At 62.2% G+C, this 16,135-nt stretch carries 18 protein-coding genes; 10 read left to right on the top strand and 8 right to left on the bottom strand.

Annotated elements, in window-relative coordinates:
• Positions 1-3: 3 nt before the first annotated feature.
• From C8N43_RS17675 to C8N43_RS17660, 4 genes are all read right to left on the bottom strand, one after another.
• Positions 4-648 carry a YiaD family glycine zipper/OmpA-like lipoprotein gene (locus tag C8N43_RS17675; RefSeq protein ID WP_107847058.1) on the bottom strand — a complete coding sequence of 215 codons (645 nt, stop codon included), beginning with the start codon at positions 646-648 and terminating at the stop codon, positions 4-6.
• Between the two features lie 139 nt (positions 649-787).
• Entirely contained in the window at positions 788-1,426 is a 639-nt protein-coding gene (locus C8N43_RS17670) for a YiaD family glycine zipper/OmpA-like lipoprotein (protein WP_107847057.1), read from the bottom strand.
• A gap of 174 nt (positions 1,427-1,600) precedes the next feature.
• A complete protein-coding gene (locus tag C8N43_RS17665) occupies positions 1,601-2,485 on the bottom strand; it encodes a methylated-DNA--[protein]-cysteine S-methyltransferase (RefSeq protein ID WP_107847056.1) in 885 nt (294 codons plus the stop codon).
• 70 nt (positions 2,486-2,555) lie between these two features.
• Positions 2,556-3,251 carry a Hint domain-containing protein gene (locus C8N43_RS17660; RefSeq protein WP_107847055.1) on the bottom strand — a complete coding sequence of 232 codons (696 nt, stop codon included), beginning with the start codon at positions 3,249-3,251 and terminating at the stop codon, positions 2,556-2,558.
• Positions 3,252-3,394: 143 nt separating this feature from the next.
• On the opposite strand from C8N43_RS17660, the gene nth reads away from it, so the two are divergent.
• Positions 3,395-4,051, top strand: coding sequence for an endonuclease III (nth, locus tag C8N43_RS17655; RefSeq protein ID WP_107847054.1), 657 nt, complete (start codon positions 3,395-3,397; stop codon positions 4,049-4,051).
• Positions 4,044-5,039 (top strand): adenosine kinase, encoded by a 996-nt coding sequence (locus tag C8N43_RS17650; RefSeq protein ID WP_107847053.1) that lies wholly within the window; start codon positions 4,044-4,046, stop codon positions 5,037-5,039. Before nth ends, C8N43_RS17650 begins: the two co-directional genes overlap by 8 nt.
• A 445-nt stretch (positions 5,040-5,484) precedes the next feature.
• On the opposite strand, the gene C8N43_RS17645 is transcribed toward C8N43_RS17650, so the two are convergent.
• A complete protein-coding gene (locus tag C8N43_RS17645; protein WP_107847052.1) occupies positions 5,485-6,303 on the bottom strand; it encodes a sulfotransferase family protein in 819 nt (272 codons plus the stop codon).
• 153 nt (positions 6,304-6,456) lie between these two features.
• Here C8N43_RS17645 and C8N43_RS17640 point away from each other — a divergent pair, with 153 nt between their 5' ends.
• The 6 genes from C8N43_RS17640 to C8N43_RS17615 all read left to right on the top strand — a co-directional run bounded on the left by C8N43_RS17640 (position 6,457) and on the right by C8N43_RS17615 (position 12,470).
• Positions 6,457-8,034, top strand: a complete 1,578-nt coding sequence (locus C8N43_RS17640) for a DUF5928 domain-containing protein (RefSeq protein WP_107847051.1) — start codon at positions 6,457-6,459, stop codon at positions 8,032-8,034.
• A 5-nt stretch (positions 8,035-8,039) separates the two neighbouring features.
• Positions 8,040-8,411, top strand: coding sequence for a histidine triad nucleotide-binding protein (locus C8N43_RS17635; protein WP_107847050.1), 372 nt, complete (start codon positions 8,040-8,042; stop codon positions 8,409-8,411).
• Positions 8,412-8,603: 192 nt separating this feature from the next.
• Positions 8,604-8,783, top strand: coding sequence for a zinc-finger domain-containing protein (locus tag C8N43_RS17630; protein WP_107847049.1), 180 nt, complete (start codon positions 8,604-8,606; stop codon positions 8,781-8,783).
• Entirely contained in the window at positions 8,783-11,557 is a 2,775-nt protein-coding gene (gene polA, locus C8N43_RS17625) for a DNA polymerase I (RefSeq protein WP_107847048.1), read from the top strand. Before C8N43_RS17630 ends, polA begins: the two co-directional genes overlap by 1 nt.
• Entirely contained in the window at positions 11,557-11,904 is a 348-nt protein-coding gene (locus C8N43_RS17620; RefSeq protein ID WP_107847047.1) for an MmcQ/YjbR family DNA-binding protein, read from the top strand. Before polA ends, C8N43_RS17620 begins: the two co-directional genes overlap by 1 nt.
• Positions 11,901-12,470, top strand: a complete 570-nt coding sequence (locus C8N43_RS17615) for a YdeI/OmpD-associated family protein (protein WP_158270012.1) — start codon at positions 11,901-11,903, stop codon at positions 12,468-12,470. Before C8N43_RS17620 ends, C8N43_RS17615 begins: the two co-directional genes overlap by 4 nt.
• On the opposite strand, the gene C8N43_RS17610 is transcribed toward C8N43_RS17615, so the two are convergent.
• The 3 genes from C8N43_RS17610 to C8N43_RS17600 all read right to left on the bottom strand — a co-directional run bounded on the left by C8N43_RS17610 (position 12,467) and on the right by C8N43_RS17600 (position 14,163).
• Positions 12,467-13,093 carry a LysE family translocator gene (locus C8N43_RS17610; protein WP_107847045.1) on the bottom strand — a complete coding sequence of 209 codons (627 nt, stop codon included), beginning with the start codon at positions 13,091-13,093 and terminating at the stop codon, positions 12,467-12,469. The two genes, C8N43_RS17615 and C8N43_RS17610, sit on opposite strands and share 4 nt — an antisense overlap.
• A 44-nt stretch (positions 13,094-13,137) precedes the next feature.
• Positions 13,138-13,413 carry a DUF2798 domain-containing protein gene (locus C8N43_RS17605; RefSeq protein ID WP_107847044.1) on the bottom strand — a complete coding sequence of 92 codons (276 nt, stop codon included), beginning with the start codon at positions 13,411-13,413 and terminating at the stop codon, positions 13,138-13,140.
• A gap of 162 nt (positions 13,414-13,575) precedes the next feature.
• Positions 13,576-14,163: a DUF1285 domain-containing protein gene (locus C8N43_RS17600; protein WP_107847043.1), complete on the bottom strand. Its 588-nt coding sequence runs from the start codon at positions 14,161-14,163 to the stop codon at positions 13,576-13,578.
• A gap of 66 nt (positions 14,164-14,229) precedes the next feature.
• Here C8N43_RS17600 and C8N43_RS17595 point away from each other — a divergent pair, with 66 nt between their 5' ends.
• Positions 14,230-15,237 carry an AAA family ATPase gene (locus tag C8N43_RS17595; RefSeq protein ID WP_107847042.1) on the top strand — a complete coding sequence of 336 codons (1,008 nt, stop codon included), beginning with the start codon at positions 14,230-14,232 and terminating at the stop codon, positions 15,235-15,237.
• On the top strand, positions 15,234-16,133 hold the full coding sequence (locus C8N43_RS17590; RefSeq protein WP_107847041.1) for a DUF58 domain-containing protein: 900 nt from the start codon (positions 15,234-15,236) through the stop codon (positions 16,131-16,133). Before C8N43_RS17595 ends, C8N43_RS17590 begins: the two co-directional genes overlap by 4 nt.
• The last annotated feature ends 2 nt before the right edge of the window (positions 16,134-16,135 follow it).

Genomic DNA, 16,135 nt, shown 5'->3' with positions numbered 1-16,135 from the left:
CAATCAGGCGGCGTTGGGCCGGATGATGATGTCGACGCGGCGGTTCTGCGCCTTGCCCTCTTCGGTCAGGTTGGACGCGACCGGGCGGCTCTCGCCCTGGCCCCAAGAGCGGATGCGCGACGGCGACACGCCCGCATCTTCCAGCGTGAAGGCCACCGATTGCGCGCGGCGCTCCGACAGGTCGTAATTGTAGCTCTCCGAGCCGGTGTCGTCGGTGTGGCCCACGATGTTGACCGTCGTGTCCGGGTAGTCGCGCAGGTTGTTCGCCAGCGCTTCCAGATCGGCCCGCAGGTCCGAGCGCAGGGTCGAGCTGTCGGACGCAAACAGCAGATCCTGCGGCATGGTCACGCGCAGCTCGTCGCCGGTGTTGGTGATCTCGATGTCTTCATTGCCGATGTCGCGGCGCAGATCCTGCGCCTGCTTGTCCAGCTGGTGGCCGATGAAGCCGCCCGCGGCGGCGCCAATGCCCGCGCCAACGACGCCCTTGATCAGTTTGTTGTCGTCGCTTGACGCGCCGATCAGGCCACCGATTGCGCCGCCAATAACGGCGCCGGTCTGGGACTTGTTTACGTCGGAAAGGCTGTCTGTGGTGCAAGCGCTCGCAGCGAGCGCCACTGCGGCCAGCGCCGCGATGGGTTTGATGGTCATGTTACCTGCCTCAGGTCTCTGTGGGTGCCGCCGTTTGCCGACGTGCGTTATAGCCCTGAGAATAGGCGAAAATCACCTGTCTGTTAAGGGGAAAACCCGGGCAGGCAAAATCATGCCACCCGCCCGGGCTCCACTGCTCTTAGGTGTTGGTCGGGCGGATGATGATCTCCACCCGGCGGTTCTGGGCGCGGCCAGATGCGCTGTCGTTCGAGGCAACAGGCTGGCTTTCGCCCTGACCCACGGTGCGCAGGCGGTTGCCCGACACGCCAGAAGACCGCAACACGCCAGCAACGGTCTGGGCCCGACGCTCCGACAGGCGCTGGTTATAGCCCGCCTCGCCAGTGCTGTCGGTGTGGCCCACAACGATTACGGTCGAGTTTGGGTAGTCGTTGAGGTTGCCCGCAACCGCCCGCAGATCGGCCACCAGATCGCCGCGCAGCCGGTCGCTGTCGGTCGCAAACAGCAGGTCCTGCGGCATGGTCACGCGCAGCTCGGTGCCGGTGTTCACAACGCCGATCTCGTCGCTATCAAGATCGCGGCGCAGGTCATCCGCCTGTTTATCAAGTTCGTTGCCCACCGCGCCGCCGATGGCGCCACCAATGGCAGCCCCGATGATGCCGCGTTCCAACTTGTTGTCAGAGGTCGAGTTCGCCCCTAGCGCGCCGCCAACCGCAGCCCCGATCAAAGCGCCGTTCTTGGCGCGCTGGTTGGGATCAGAGGCATCGCAGGCGGTCAGCAGAAAGGCCGCGGCGGGCAGGGCGAGAATGGCAGGTTTCATAAGTCACAGGTCCTTGTTGCGCCACGACATGCGGCAAGACGAAGCCTAAGATTGGGACTGCGGGCCACACTTACAACTCACACAAATGTGTGGCCCGGCGGGGTCCCGCCGACGAGGTCACTTCTTTGAAATGTTGCGCCGCTCGGCGGGTTTTCGCCCGCGCGTGCCGCGCGTTCAGGCGTCGGTCAGCGCGGTCTCGTAAGCCAGCATCGCCCGTTTGACGGGCAGGCCCCAATGGTAGCCGCCCAGGCCGCCCGATTTGCGCAAGGCGCGGTGGCAGGGGATCAGCCAGCTGATCGGGTTGCGCCCCACCGCCGTGCCCACCGCGCGCACCGCCTTGCGGTTGCCTACGGTTGCCGCGATCTCCGAATAGGTCGTGACGTGACCTGTCGGCACCTTAAGCAAAGCCTCCCAGACCTTGATCTGGAACGGCGCACCGATCAGGTAGAGCGGCGCGTCCGACGGCTTGTCCGGCGTCGCCCCAAAGGCGTCCATCACCCAAGGGCGCAACATCATCGGATCTTCCACGTAGGTGGCTTTGGGCCAGCGGCTGGTCAAATCCTCCATCGCCGCCGCCTCGCCGGTCTCGGCCGCAAAGCCGATCCCGCAGATGCCTTTCTCGGTGCCCATCACCAGCGCCGGGCCAAAGGGGCTTTCAAACCAGCCCCAATAGATCGTCAGCCCGTCGCCCTTGCGGGCGAACTCACCGGGGCTCATCGCTTCCCATTTGACGAACAGATCGTGCAAGCGCCCGCTGCTCGACAGGCCAACGCTGTCGGCGGTCTCCAGCGTCGTGAAGCGCGCCTCCAACATCGCCTTGGCATGGCCGAGGCGTAGGTACTGTTGCAGACGCCCAGGCGACACGCCCGCCCATTTGCTGAAAACCCGTTGGAAATGCGCAGGGCTCATCCGCATCTCGGCAGCCAGCGCGTCCAGCGACAGCGGGCCATCCTTGGCCTCATCCACCGCTTCAATCGCGCGTTTCACCAACCCGTAATGGTAGCTGGCTTCCACCTGCGCTGCGTGGTCATGGGTGATATGATCGGTTTTGTGTTCCATGGGCCCAAGCTATGCGACGCGCTTTGCCGCCGCGACCCGCATTTTGCGCATTGCGGCGCTGGGCGCGGGATCAGGCCCGCGCGATGCTCAGCGGATCGCAATCCAGCATCGCGGCCAAATCAAGCCCCAACTGCTGCGCTTCCCACCCGTGCATGACGCCCATCGCGGGCTGCGCATGGGCGGCGAGATCAAGATCCAGCCGGTCGATCTTCTCCGCCGCATCCTCGCGCAGGCACTGCGTCGCGCCGCTACTCAGCTGCATCGTTTCGACCCACGCGCCATTGGCCTGAATGATCTCGGGCGCTTCGAACAGCAGATGCATGCAAGACGCCTTGCTCGTCGCCCGGTCCGGGAAACAAATCTGCGCGGGGCTCACATACTTGGCTTCCACCAGCATGGACTCCAGCCCGAAATACAGCTCCACCTGCCAGCCGGTCAGCACCACCCTATGCCGCGCGGCGATTAGCGGGTTCATCGGGCTGTCTTCCGTCACGCCGCTGAGCACCGGCAGGCGCACTGCAGGCACCTGCTGCGGCTCTGCCCACAAGCAGTCGCGCCCGATCCAGCGCACCGGCTTGAAGCCGCCGCCGAAGGTCTGCACCTTGTCGCCCCGCCGCAGCCATTCCACCGGCACCGGCCCGTCATCCGTCGTCACTACGGTACCCGCCCCAAAACCCGAAATCGGCAAGGCCTGCGCGGACAGATCGCTGTCGCGGCGCGGTTCCGCAACGGGGTCGGCCGGAATCGGGGCAGTGGCGAGGGGCATGGCAGTGTCCTGTTGCGCTACATCGGTCTTGGGTTTGACGTATCTACGTAAAGCCTTCCTGAAACGCCTAGCCTTCTTTAGCTAAAACTTGATCCATCCCGCCCCCTTGCCGTGCGCGCGCCAAGCGGGCATACCCGCGCGCGATGACAAAGCCTGCCAAACAGCTCGACTACCACACGATCCACGAGATTTTCTCGCGGTTCGAGGCGTCCGACCCCGCCCCGGAGGGAGAGTTGAACCACGTCAACGCCTACACGCTCGTCGTGGCCGTCGCCTTGTCCGCGCAGGCCACCGATGTCGGGGTGAACAAGGCGACCGAGGCGCTGTTCAAGATTGCCGACACGCCCCAGAAGATGCTCGATCTGGGCGAAGAGAAGCTGATCGCGCATATCAAGACGATCGGCCTCTACCGCAACAAGGCCAAGAACGTCATGAAGCTCAGCCGCATTCTGGTCGACGAGTATGGCGGCGAGGTCCCGTCGTCGCGCGCGGCCCTGACTGCGCTGCCCGGCGTTGGGCGCAAGACCGCCAATGTCGTGCTGAACATGTGGTGGAAGCACCCGTCCCAGGCGGTCGACACCCACATTTTTCGCGTCGGCAACCGCACGGGCATCTGCCCCGGCAAAAATGTTGATGTGGTCGAGCGCGCGATCGAGGACCACATCCCCGTGCGCTTCCAGCAGCACGCCCACCACTGGCTGATCCTGCATGGCCGCTACGTCTGCAAGGCCCGCAAGCCGGTCTGCGCCAATTGTATCATCCGTGATCTGTGTACCTCCGAGGAGAAGACCCATGAGTAAGACGTTTCAAGTTGTCGGTATCGGCAACGCCATGGTCGACGTGCTGTCGTCCTCCACGGATGAATTCCTGGCCGAGAACGGCATCGGCAAGGGGATCATGCAGCTCACCGATCGCGAACGCGGTGTGGCGCTATATGACCTGATCGGCCCCGCCAAGGAGATCTCGGGCGGCTCGGCGGCCAACACCATCGCGGGCATCGCCCATCTGGGCGGCGCGACGGCGTATGTGGGCAAGGTCAAGGACGACCAGCTCGGCGCGATCTTCTCCCACGATCTGCGCGCGCAAGGCGCCACCTACGAGACCCCTTTGGCCCCCAAGGATCACGAGGCCGAAACCGGGCGCTGCATTGTGCTGGTTACCCCGGATGGCGAGCGGTCGATGAACACCTATCTCGGGGTGACCGAATTCCTTGGCCCCGATGATGTCGACGCGGATCAATGCGCCGACGCGGATTGGATTTACCTGGAAGGCTACCGGTTCGACGGCCCGGCCTCCGTCGCCGCGTTCGACAAAGCCATTGCTGCGTGCAAAGGCGCGGGCGGGCGCGTGTCGATCACGCTCAGCGATCCGTTCTGCGTGGACCGCCACCGCGACGCCTTTCGCGGGCTGATCAAGGACCACACCGACCTTCTGTTCTGCAACCGCTCCGAATTGCTGTCGATGTACCAGACCGAAGATTTCGACGCGGCGCTGGCGCAAGCCGCCGCCGAGGTCGAGATCGTGGCCTGCACCGATAGTGAAAACGGCGCACATATCGTTTCTGGAAATGACCGCTGGCACGCCCCGGCGATGCCGGTTCAGATCGTGGATGCCACCGGCGCGGGCGATCTGTTCGCGGGCGCGTTTCTGTGGGCGCTGACCAACGGACACGATCTGGAGAGCTGCGGTCGCATGGGCTGCATCGCCGCGTCCGAGGTCATCAGCCATATCGGCGCCCGTCCCGAGGCCGATCTGAAGGCGCTATTTGCCGAGCAAGGACTGCTCTGAGCGGAGCGCGGTAAGCCCGTTCGAACGGGCTTTGGCATGCGATTTCGAAATCGCATGGAAACCGCCTTGGAAGGCGGTTCAAGAAAGTCGCTTCGAAGCGACTTTGGCGCTCCTGTCGTCCCGGCGACCCCAAATTCCCGTTTGCGCATAGTTCGGAGTTGGCCGAACTATGCGCCGCAGATCATCCGGGTCCGTTGTCGATATTTGGCCCGAGGATTATCGAAAAACGCCCCAAAAATTCTTGTAAAAGTTGGGGTCGCGGCACGAAAATTTTGCCTCAAGATGTGAAGGATCCTGTGACGGACGGGCCGGTGGCGCTGTCTCGGCGAAAAAGCTCCGATCGGACAGACATCACCTCGAATTTTAGCCAGACGCACCGCACCGCCCGCACCCAATGGGTCGGGTTTACGCTCTGCTAATCACAAATCCCGGCGGAAAAGCTCCGTCAGTCGCCCAGCTTGACATGAACCTCGTCGAGATCGATCTCTCCGATGGGCTTCTTGTTGCCCGGGTTGTCCACGTCATATTTGAACAGCTGGAAGTCGCGCTTATAGATCTCGTAGACCAGATGCATCGACAGATCGTCGAAGTAATCCTCGATCGGGTGAGCACGTTTTGGGCCGTGGCCCTCGCTCTCATTGAAGCGCGGGATCTCGGCCACATCGACTTTGTGCTTGGTCTTCACCGCATCCATGACCGATTGCATGCCGGGATTGAAATCCTCGGTGAAGAAGATGTTGTCGTATCGCCCGCCATTGACGATGAAGGTCGAGATATGGCCCGACATGGCCGACCAGTGAATGTCCGGGTCCATCGGGCGGCGCCAGCGAATGGTGTCGCGCGCGAACAGCAAAAACCGCCTAAAGCTTTGAATTTGATCAAATTCAAAGCCTGTTTCCGGGTCGCCCACTTCGATGCCGTATTTCTGGATCAGCAGCGGCACAAGGTTGCCGCGGTACCGTTTGCCATTGCGCTGGATGCCGCAAATCTTGTCGAAAAACGACGACAGGATACGCCCATAGGGATTGCGCACGCAGGTGAACGCATAGCTTTTATGGGCTTTGACGTTGGCTTCGATCTTGGGTTGGCTCGACTCGATCGCCCATTTGTGCATCTTGCCGGTAGCATCATGGATGTCGCCGTCGAAGAACTCTCCGTGGTCGGAGTAGTACATGATCTGGCCGATCGAGGAGCAGGCGCATTTGGGTACAACGCGGTACACCAAGCTTTCGCTCTCCGTCATCCAGGTGCCAGGGAAGCCCATTCTGCCGTCCTCATCTCAACTTGTGGCCGATTGTTTACGTTTTGGCCACAATTACCCCTACAAATACAAACTGAGGCTGTTTAAGCAACCACTCCTAAGGTTATGTAGGCAAACCTAAATAAGTGTTACGACGCAACCGGGGCTCAATTCCAGATGGCAAAGATCGCCTTCATCTTGCTGTGTCATAAAGACCCCGGTGCGATTATCGAGCAGGCCGAGCGCCTGACCGCCGCAGGCGATTGCATGGCGATCCATTTCGATGCCAGCGCCGATCCGGCCGCGTATCGTCAGATCCGCGAGGCGCTGGACGACAATCCGAACGTGGCCTTTGCCAAAAAGCGGGTGAAATGCGGCTGGGGCGAGTGGTCCCTTGTTGCCGCGACCCTTCACGCCATGCGTGCCGCCGTGGACGAGTTCCCGCGGGCCACGCATTTCTACATGCTGTCGGGCGATTGCATGGCGATCAAGTCTGCGACCTATGCGCATGAATTCCTTGACGCTGACGACGTTGACTACATTGAAAGCTTTGACTTTTTCGCCTCCGACTGGATCAAGACGGGGATGAAGGAAGACCGCCTGATCTACCGCCACTGGTTCAACGAGCGCGGGCGCAAGAAGCTGTTCTACGCTTCCTACGAGCTGCAGAAGAAACTGGGCTGGAAGCGAGATATTCCGTCCGATTTGCAGATGATGATCGGCTCGCAATGGTGGTGCTTGCGGCGGCGCACGGTGGAGTGGGTACTCGATTTCACGCGCGAGCGGCCCGACGTGATGCGCTTCTTCAAGACGACCTGGATCCCCGACGAGACCTTCTTTCAGACCCTGGTGCGCCACCTCGTGCCCAGCACGGAGATCAAGACCCGTACGCTGACCTTCCTGATGTTTACCGATTACGGGATGCCGGTCACATTCTACAATGATCACTACGATCTTCTCTTGAGTCAGGATTTCCTGTTCGCGCGGAAAGTCTCGCCCGACGCGACGGAGCTGAAGGCGCGGCTGGGTGATCTGTACGCCTCCGAGCGAATGGATTTCCAAACCTCTAACGAGGGACGCACTCTGTTCAAATTTCTTACGGGGCGTGGTCGGATCGGTCGACGATTTGCGCCGCGCTTCTGGGAGCGGGAGAGCTCACTGGGTCGCGAGCGCGAGCTGATGGTGATCGCGTGCAAGAAGTGGCATGTAGCAAAGCGTCTGTTGGCGCGCATTCTCGAGCATACCGAACTGAAGGGGGCGGAGTACCTTTTTGACGAGGCCGGTACGGTTTTGCCCGATCTGGGCGGCATCCAGACCACGCTCGACAAGCGGACCCGGCACCGCCGCGCGCTGATGCGCTTGCTCTATGACCATTACGAGCAAAACCGGATGGTGATCTGTCTCGATCCCTCGAACCTGGATCTGCTGACGGATCTGTTCTCGGACAATTCGACGACGCGACTCTTGGAGATCGAGTGCCGGTTCGAGGATGAATACCTTCTGGGCCATGCCAAGCGGGTCGGGCTTGCGGGCGAAATGACGCCACAGGACACGATTGACCGTTTGCTGCCGACGGTGCGGCAAAACTTCCTGTTCGAGAGCGATCAGATCAAGGACGCGGATTTCCCGAATTACTTCAAGATCTCCGAAAATCAAAGCCGGGCGGAGAATGCGCAGCCTCTTGTGGGCTTCCTCGATATCTCCGAAGATCAGGCGCGAAAGATCCTGGATATCGACTATCTTTTTGAGGACTGACCCCGATGGCATTCGAGTATGACGACCAGAACATTTTCGCCAAGATCCTGCGCGGCGAGATCCCCAATGATACGGTCTATGAGAGCGCGCATGCTTTGGCCTTTCGCGACCTTTACCCGCAGGCTCCGACCCATGTGCTGGTAATCCCAAAAGGGCCTTACGTTTCGATGGATCACTTCTGCCAGGAGGCCTCAGAGGAGGAACTGGCCGGTTTCATGCGTGCCATCGGCGAGGTTTGCCGCATCGAAGGGGTAAGCGAGGACGGCTTCCGCGCGATTTCAAATGCCGGCGAGAACGGTGTACAGGAGGTGCCGCATCTGCATGTGCATATCCTGGGCGGGCGTCCGCTTGGCCGTATGTTGGCTAAGGCGGAGTGATCCAATTGTGCCGCTGCCGCGGCGCGATTTATTCAGACATCTCGGAGGCGACGCCTTGCTGCAGGCGGTATGAGGGCTGCACGGTTGGGATTTGAGTATTTTTGCCAAAACGAAGCCCCGGGTTGCCCTTGTGGGGGCGGGCGGGGGCGCTATGATCGGCGCTGACTGAATTTCTGGATGGGAAGACCGACCATGGCCACCGCTGCCCCCGAGACCGAGATTGTGGATGCATGGCGCATTGCCTGTGATGGCGGCGAAGGGGCTTTGGGCCATCCACGCATCTGGATGCAGATCGACGAGACGGAGGGGTTCGTGGAATGCCCCTATTGTGACAAGAAGATCATCCACCGAGAGTTCGAGGGCAAGGTATAGTGGCCTTCGGCAAAGGCCATCACCTGCACCTCATCGACGGCTCGGCGTTTATCTTTCGGGCCTATCATGCGCTGCCGCCCCTCACGCGGAAGTCTGACGGATTGCCGGTCGGTGCTGTGTCGGGCTTTTGCAACATGTTGCAGCGTTACATCGACGGAAATTCCGGCGGTGATGTGACCCATGTGGCGGTGATTTTCGACAAGGGCAGCCATACGTTTCGCAACGAGATGTTCGATCAGTACAAGGCCAATCGCGATGCGATGCCGGAGGATTTGCGCCCACAGATTCCGCTGACCCGCGAGGCGACGGCGGCCTTCAACATAGCCTGCGAAGAGAAAGAGGGGTTCGAGGCTGACGACATCATCGCCACCCTTGCCGTGCAGGCGCGGGATGCGGGTGGGAGGTGCACGATCATCTCATCGGATAAGGACCTGATGCAGCTCGTGGGCGGCGGCGTCGAGATGCTGGACGCCATGAAGAACAAGGTGATCGACGTCGAAGGGGTCGAGGAGAAATTCGGCGTAGGCCCCAACCGGGTCGTTGATGTGCAGGCGCTTGCAGGCGACAGCGTCGACAATGTTCCCGGCGCGCCGGGAATCGGGATCAAGACAGCGGCGCTGCTGATCAACGAATATGGCTCGCTGGAAGAGCTGTTGGACCGCGCCGAAGAGATCAAGCAGCCCAAGCGCCGCGAGACGCTGATCGAACACCGCTCCCAGATCGAGCTGTCAAAGCGTCTAGTGCAGCTTGACGCCGAGGTTCCGCTGGATTTCACGCTCGATGATCTCGAAGTGCGCGAGCCGGAGCCGGAGAAGCTTTTGGAATTTCTTGCAGAAATGGAATTCCGCACACTGACCAAGCGGATTGCCGACAAGCTGGGGGCCGAGGCACCCGTGATCGAGGATACCCCGGCGCCCGAGGCAGACGCGCCAGAGATGCCGGAAATAAAGGACGCGACCTACGAGACGGTGCGCGATGCCGACGGTCTTCAGAAATGGATCGATCTGATCTATGAGCACGGGCACGTTGCAGTGGATACCGAGACCACGGGTCTGAACGATATGACCGCCGATCTGGTCGGTATCTCGCTTTGCGTGAATGCCGGTCACGCCTGTTACATCCCGCTGGCCCATGTCACCGGCGAGGGTGATTTGCTGGGGGCCGCAGAACGCGCCGAGGGGCAGATGGACCTGGAGCAGGCCGTCGCGATGTTGAAACCGGTTCTGCAGGACGACAGCATCCTGAAGATCGGCCAGAACATGAAATACGACGCGAAGATCTTCGCGCGCTACGATGTGGACGTGTCCCCGATCGACGACACGATGCTGATCAGCTACGCGCTGCATGCCGGGCTGCATAATCACGGGATGGACGCGCTGTCCGAGCGCTACCTCGGCCACACACCGATCCCGATCAAATCCCTGCTGGGTAGCGGGAAGAGCCAGATTACCTTCGACAAGGTTCCGGTGGAGGACGCGACGCCCTACGCGGCGGAGGATGCGGATATTACCCTGCGCTTGTGGCAGCTTCTGAAGCCACAGCTGCATGCAAAGCAGGTCACGACGGTCTACGAGACGCTCGAGCGCCCGCTGGTACCGGTGTTGGCGCAGATGGAACGGCACGGGGTCAAGGTCGACCGCGACACGCTGAGCCGCATGTCCAACGCTTTCGCCCAGAAGATGGCGGGGCTGGAGGCGGAGATTCACGAGCTGGCTGGGCAGGAGTTCTCCGTTGGCTCGCCCAAGCAGTTGGGCGAGATTCTGTTCGACAAGCTTGAGCTGCCCGGCGGCAAGAAGGGCAAAACGGGGGCATATTCGACCGGGGCCGACATCCTAGAGGATCTCGCGACCGAGCATGAACTGCCAGGCCGGGTTCTGGACTGGCGGCAGCTGTCCAAGCTGAAATCCACCTATACCGATGCGCTGCAGACCCACATAAACCCGGACACCGGGCGGGTGCATACTTCTTACTCGATTGCCGGGGCGAACACCGGGCGGCTCGCCTCGACCGATCCGAACCTGCAGAACATCCCCGTCCGATCTGAGGAAGGCCGCCGCATCCGCGAGGCGTTTGTGGCGGAGTCCGGCAATGTGTTGGTCGCGCTGGATTACAGCCAGATCGAGCTGCGCATCCTCGCCCATATCGCTGACATCCCGGCGCTGAAACAGGCTTTCAAGGACGGGCATGACATCCACGCCATGACCGCGTCGGAAATGTTCGATGTGCCGCTTGACGAGATGACGCCCGATGTGCGCCGTCAGGCGAAGGCCATCAATTTTGGGGTGATCTACGGGATCTCCGGCTTTGGCCTCGCGCGCAACCTGCGCATCCCGCGCGCCGAAGCGCAGGGCTTCATCGACCGTTACTTCGAGCGCTTTCCGGGCATTCGCGCCTACATGGATGAGACGGTGCAATTCGCCAAAGACCATGGCTACGTGCAGACGCTGTTTGGCCGCAAGATCAACACGCCCGAGATCAACGCCAAGGGCCCCGGCGCGGGCTTTGCCAAGCGCGCGGCGATCAACGCGCCGATCCAGGGCACGGCGGCGGATGTGATCCGGCGTGCGATGATCCGCATGCCCGCCGATATGCGCGAGATGATGCTGTTGCAGGTCCATGACGAGCTGATCTTCGAGGTGCCCGAGGACCGTGTCGACCAGACGATCGAGACCGTGCGGGACGTGATGGAAAATGCCTCCGACCCGGCGGTGCATTTCGACGTGCCGCTGGTGGTCGATGCGGGGCAGGGGGCGAACTGGGCCGAGGCTCACTGATGATCAGCACCTGGGCAGAGCTGCGCGACTTTGCCCTAAGTCTTGATCTGCCGCATGTCACCGATGCCGTCAGTTGGGGCAATCCGAACCTGAAGGCCCATGGCAAGATGTGGTGTTGGTGGTCGCCTTACGTTGATGCCGCGATCTTCAAGGGCTCGCGCGACGAGCGCGAGATGCTGATGGCCGCGGACCCCGAGACCTTCGTGATGCATCCGCATTATGCAAATACGGGCCTGATCCTCGTCGCGGGCGGTCGGATCGACCCAGGCTGGGCCGAGGCGCGCTTGCGCCAAAGCTGGCGGGATGCGGCCCCCAAACGGTTCCTCAAAGAATGGGACGCCCGGTGAAAGACGCGCCGGAGGTCGAGGTCCGCTCGCGCGCCGAGCTGCGCGCATGGCTTGCCGAGAACCACACACAATCCGGCTCCGTATGGCTGGTCAGCTACAAGGCATCGCATCCCGATTATCTGTCGGTCGAAGAGCGGGTGAAAGAGCTGCTTTGCTGGGGATGGATCGATTCCGTTCCGCGCAGGATCGACGACATCCGCACGGCGATCCTGATCTCGCCACGCAAGGACAGCTCCGCTTGGTCCGCGGTCAACAAGGCCTACGTGACGGAGCTGCGCGCCACAGGCGAGATGACCCAAGCGGGCGAGGCGAAGATCACGGCGGCGCAGGCCAACGGGATGTGGGAGTTCCTTGATGACGTGGACAGGCTGGAAGTGCCAGACGATTTGGCGAAGCTGCTCGGTGATCAGCGGCCCACATGGGACAGCTACCCGCCCAACGTGCGGCGCGGGACATTGGAATGGCTGAAGACCGCAAAGACCGATGCGACACGGGACAAGCGGCTGTCTGGCATCGTCGCGAACGCAGCCAACGGCCTGCGCCCGCCGCCTTACGTCAAGGCCTAGGCCGTCCGCCGCACCGCCGCCGTCGCCACGCCCATCGCGATCAATGTCGCCCCTCCTGCGCGGGTCAGCCACGCGATGGCCGAAGGCCGAGCGATCCGTGCGCGCATCACGTCGGCGAGCACGGCATAGGCCAGCGCGTTGACGCTCGCCAGCGTCACGAAGGTCGCGATCAAGATCGCGAATTGCGGCAGAAGCGCCGCCGCAGGGTCCACGAATTGCGGCACGAAGGCGATGAAGAAGACGATGGATTTCGGGTTCAGCGCGGTCACGGCAGTCGCATTCACAAAACACTCGCGGGCCGACAGCACACGCGGGGTGTCTTGCCCGATGGAGGCATTGCCCGCGTTGCGCAGCAGTTGGACGCCCAGATAAATCAGATACGCCGCCCCGATCCATTTCAGCGCGATGAACAGCTGCGCGGAGGTCAGCACAAGTGCGCCCAGGCCCGCCAAAGACGCGCTCATTGCGATCAGATCGCCCAATGCGACGCCGCCTGCCGTGGCGAGCGCCACCTTGCGCCCCTGAGACAGCGCGTAGCTGAGCACCAGCAAGACGGTGGGCCCGGGAATAAGAAGAAGGGCGGTCGAGGCGGCTACAAAGGCCAGCCAGGTCGAGATATCCATGATGCAGGCTCCGAACTTGGATTAGTCCGGAAACTCAACGCAGATCACTCGGCAGGTGGCAACTGTTGTTTGGTCTGATCTTCAGGCATGGCCAGCGGGCATTTACAGCCCTTGTAGACCGTCTTGCGCACGAAGGGACCGATACTGACCAGCACCGCGAAGGCCACCGGCCACGCAAAGAACCACGCGCCCGACCAGACATGCATGAAGGCGGCGTCAAACCCCATCATCTTGTAGGTCGCGACCCCACACACGAGGGCGGACATCATGGCCGAGGTCACGGCGCTAAATAAGAGATGGGCCAGCAAGGTGCGGGGCATGGGCAGAGAGCCTTCGGCGAGGTTTCGACTGCAGAGAGCTTTAGCAGTGCAATTTGTGCTGAAATAGCGCGCAACCGCACGACTTCTGTGCACATGCGCGCCGCGCGGGGGCTAAGCCCTTGAAACCTCGTGTCATGCTCACACGAGCTCAAACGAGCGTTATCACTCCTCCAGCGCCTCGGACCTGATGATCGGGAAGAACGCGCCGCCGGACCAGACCCCGAACCAGCCATCGTGATGCGTGCCAAGGTCAACCAGCCGGTAGAAGCTCTTGCGGTCGATCAGCGCTTCGAGATTGCGGCGCACGAGGACGTAGGGCGATGGTTCGCCCTCATCGTCATAGGCCACGCGGATCGGGTTGTCGGGGCCCGCAATAAAGCGGTCGCCTACATGGGTCTCGAACCGCAGCTTTTGCGCGTCCCCTTCACCCACCGCATCGAAATCCAACGCCACGAAAGGCGCATCGTCCACGATGATGCCCACTTTCTCGACCGGGGTGACCAAAAAGTAATCATCGCCGTCTTTGCGGATAATCGACGAGAACAGCTTCACAAGACCGGCCCGCCCGATCGGGGTGCCCAGGTAGAACCAGGTGCCATCCCGCGCGATGCGCATGTCTAAGTCCCCGCAGAATGGCGGATTCCACTTGTCCACCGGCGGCATCCCGCCTTTGGCGACCTCTTGCGCACTCGCTGCGATGCTCTCGGCAGAGGGCATCTCAAGCTTTTGTGCACCGGTTCCTTTTGCCATTCCGTTATTCCGCCATATCTGCCTTACTACACCTATTCCAATATAGTGCCCTGAGGGAGTTGTCACATGGCCGACGCGCAAGACCTGGTGAAAGAGATCGAGGCCCTGGCCGACAAGCTGGCCACCGCCAAGAGCTCCATCGGCCGGCAGATTATCGGACAAGAGAATGTGGTCGACCTGTCGCTTACGGCGCTGTTGTCCGGCGGCCACGCGTTGCTGATGGGCCTGCCGGGCCTCGGCAAGACGCTTCTGGTGGATACGCTGTCCACCGTGATGGGCCTTAGCACCAACCGGGTGCAGTTCACCCCAGACCTGATGCCCGCCGATATCATCGGCTCCGAAGTGCTGGAGACCGCCGATGATGGCACGCGATCCTTCCGCTACATCGAAGGCCCGATCTTTGCCCAACTGCTGATGGCCGACGAGATCAACCGCGCCTCGCCCCGGACCCAATCCGCGTTGTTGCAGGCTATGCAGGAACGCTCGGTGACCGTTGCGGGCACCGATCACCCGCTGCCCGCGCCGTTCCACGTGCTGGCCACGCAAAACCCGTTGGAGCAGGAAGGCACCTACCCGCTGCCCGAAGCGCAGCTCGATCGGTTCCTCTTGCAGATCAACGTCGACTACCCTGACCGCGACACGGAGCGTGGCATCCTGATGGCCACGACCGGCATCGAGAGCGCTGCGTCGGAGACGGTGTTCACACCGGCGGAACTGATCGCGGCGCAGACCCTTGTGCGGCGGATGCCCGTGGGCGATGCGGTGGTCGATCATATCCTTGATCTGGTCCGCGCCTGCCGTCCGGATGAGGCGGAAGCCACCGATCTGGTGCGCGAGACCGTTGCGTGGGGCCCGGGACCGCGCGCCGCGCAGGCCATGATGCTGACAGTCCGCGCGCGGGCGCTGTTGCAAGGCCGCTTGGCGCCGTCGTCGGAAGACGTGCTGGCACTGGCCGACCCGATCCTGTCGCACCGCATGGCGCTCAGCTTCGCCGCCCGCGCCGAAGGCCGCGTGTTGGCCGACGTCATTGCCGATGTGGCCCAAAGCACAGGCCAGCGGAAAGCCGCCGCGTGAGCCTACCATTCCCCCATGATCCGGCGAGCAACCCTGCGGGGTTGCGCCACCGGGCAGAAGCCCATGCCAGCGCTTTCCCGGCGCTGCTGGCGCAGGCCGAACATCTGGCGGCGACTGTGCTGCTGGGCGATCACGGCCGGAAGCGGGCGGGCTTGGGCGACGAGTTCTGGCAGTACCGCCCGACGCAGCACGGCGACGGCTTGCGTGATATCGACTGGCGGCGCTCGGCGCGCTCCGACGCGACCTTCGTGCGCCAGAAGGAATGGCAGGCTGCGCAATCCGTGATGCTGTGGGTCGATGATGCCATGTCGATGAGCTTCACGGGTGGCAAGGATCGCCCCAGCAAGGGGCACCGCGCTCGCGTGCTTGGACTTGCGCTTTGCGTGCTGCTCAACAAGGGCGGCGAGCGGTTCGGCCTTGCCAATCGCGGCACGCCCCCGCGCCGGGGCGAGGGGCAGCTGACCCGTGTCGCTGGACACCTTATGGCGGCCCAAGGTGAGGCGGACTTCGGCACGCCGAACCCACGCGTGCTGCCGTCGGGCTCACGCGCGGTGTTCATCTCCGATTTCATGGGCGATCCGGCGGCGGTCGAGGCCGCGCTGACATCGGCGACAGATCGCGGCGTCAAAGGCGCGCTGGTCCACGTGCTGGACCCCGATGAAGAGGCATTCCCCTATGATGGCCGCACCGTCTTCGAGAGCATGTCGGGCGCGATCAAGTTCGAGACTTTGAAAGCGAAAAACCTGCGCGAAGCCTATCTGGAGCGTCTTGCTGCGCGCAAAGCGCATCTGCGCGACCTCGCGCGCAAGACTGGTTGGCGCTATCTCTGCCACCACACCGACAAGCCCGCGACAGAGGCGATGTTGTGGCTCTATCAATCGCTGGAGCGTGGCTGAGC

It is taken from the genome of Litoreibacter ponti (assembly GCF_003054285.1).
Classification (GTDB): domain Bacteria; phylum Pseudomonadota; class Alphaproteobacteria; order Rhodobacterales; family Rhodobacteraceae; genus Litoreibacter; species Litoreibacter ponti.
Note: the sequence above shows the minus strand (reverse complement) of the source record. Positions and strands in the feature narration are given on the sequence as shown.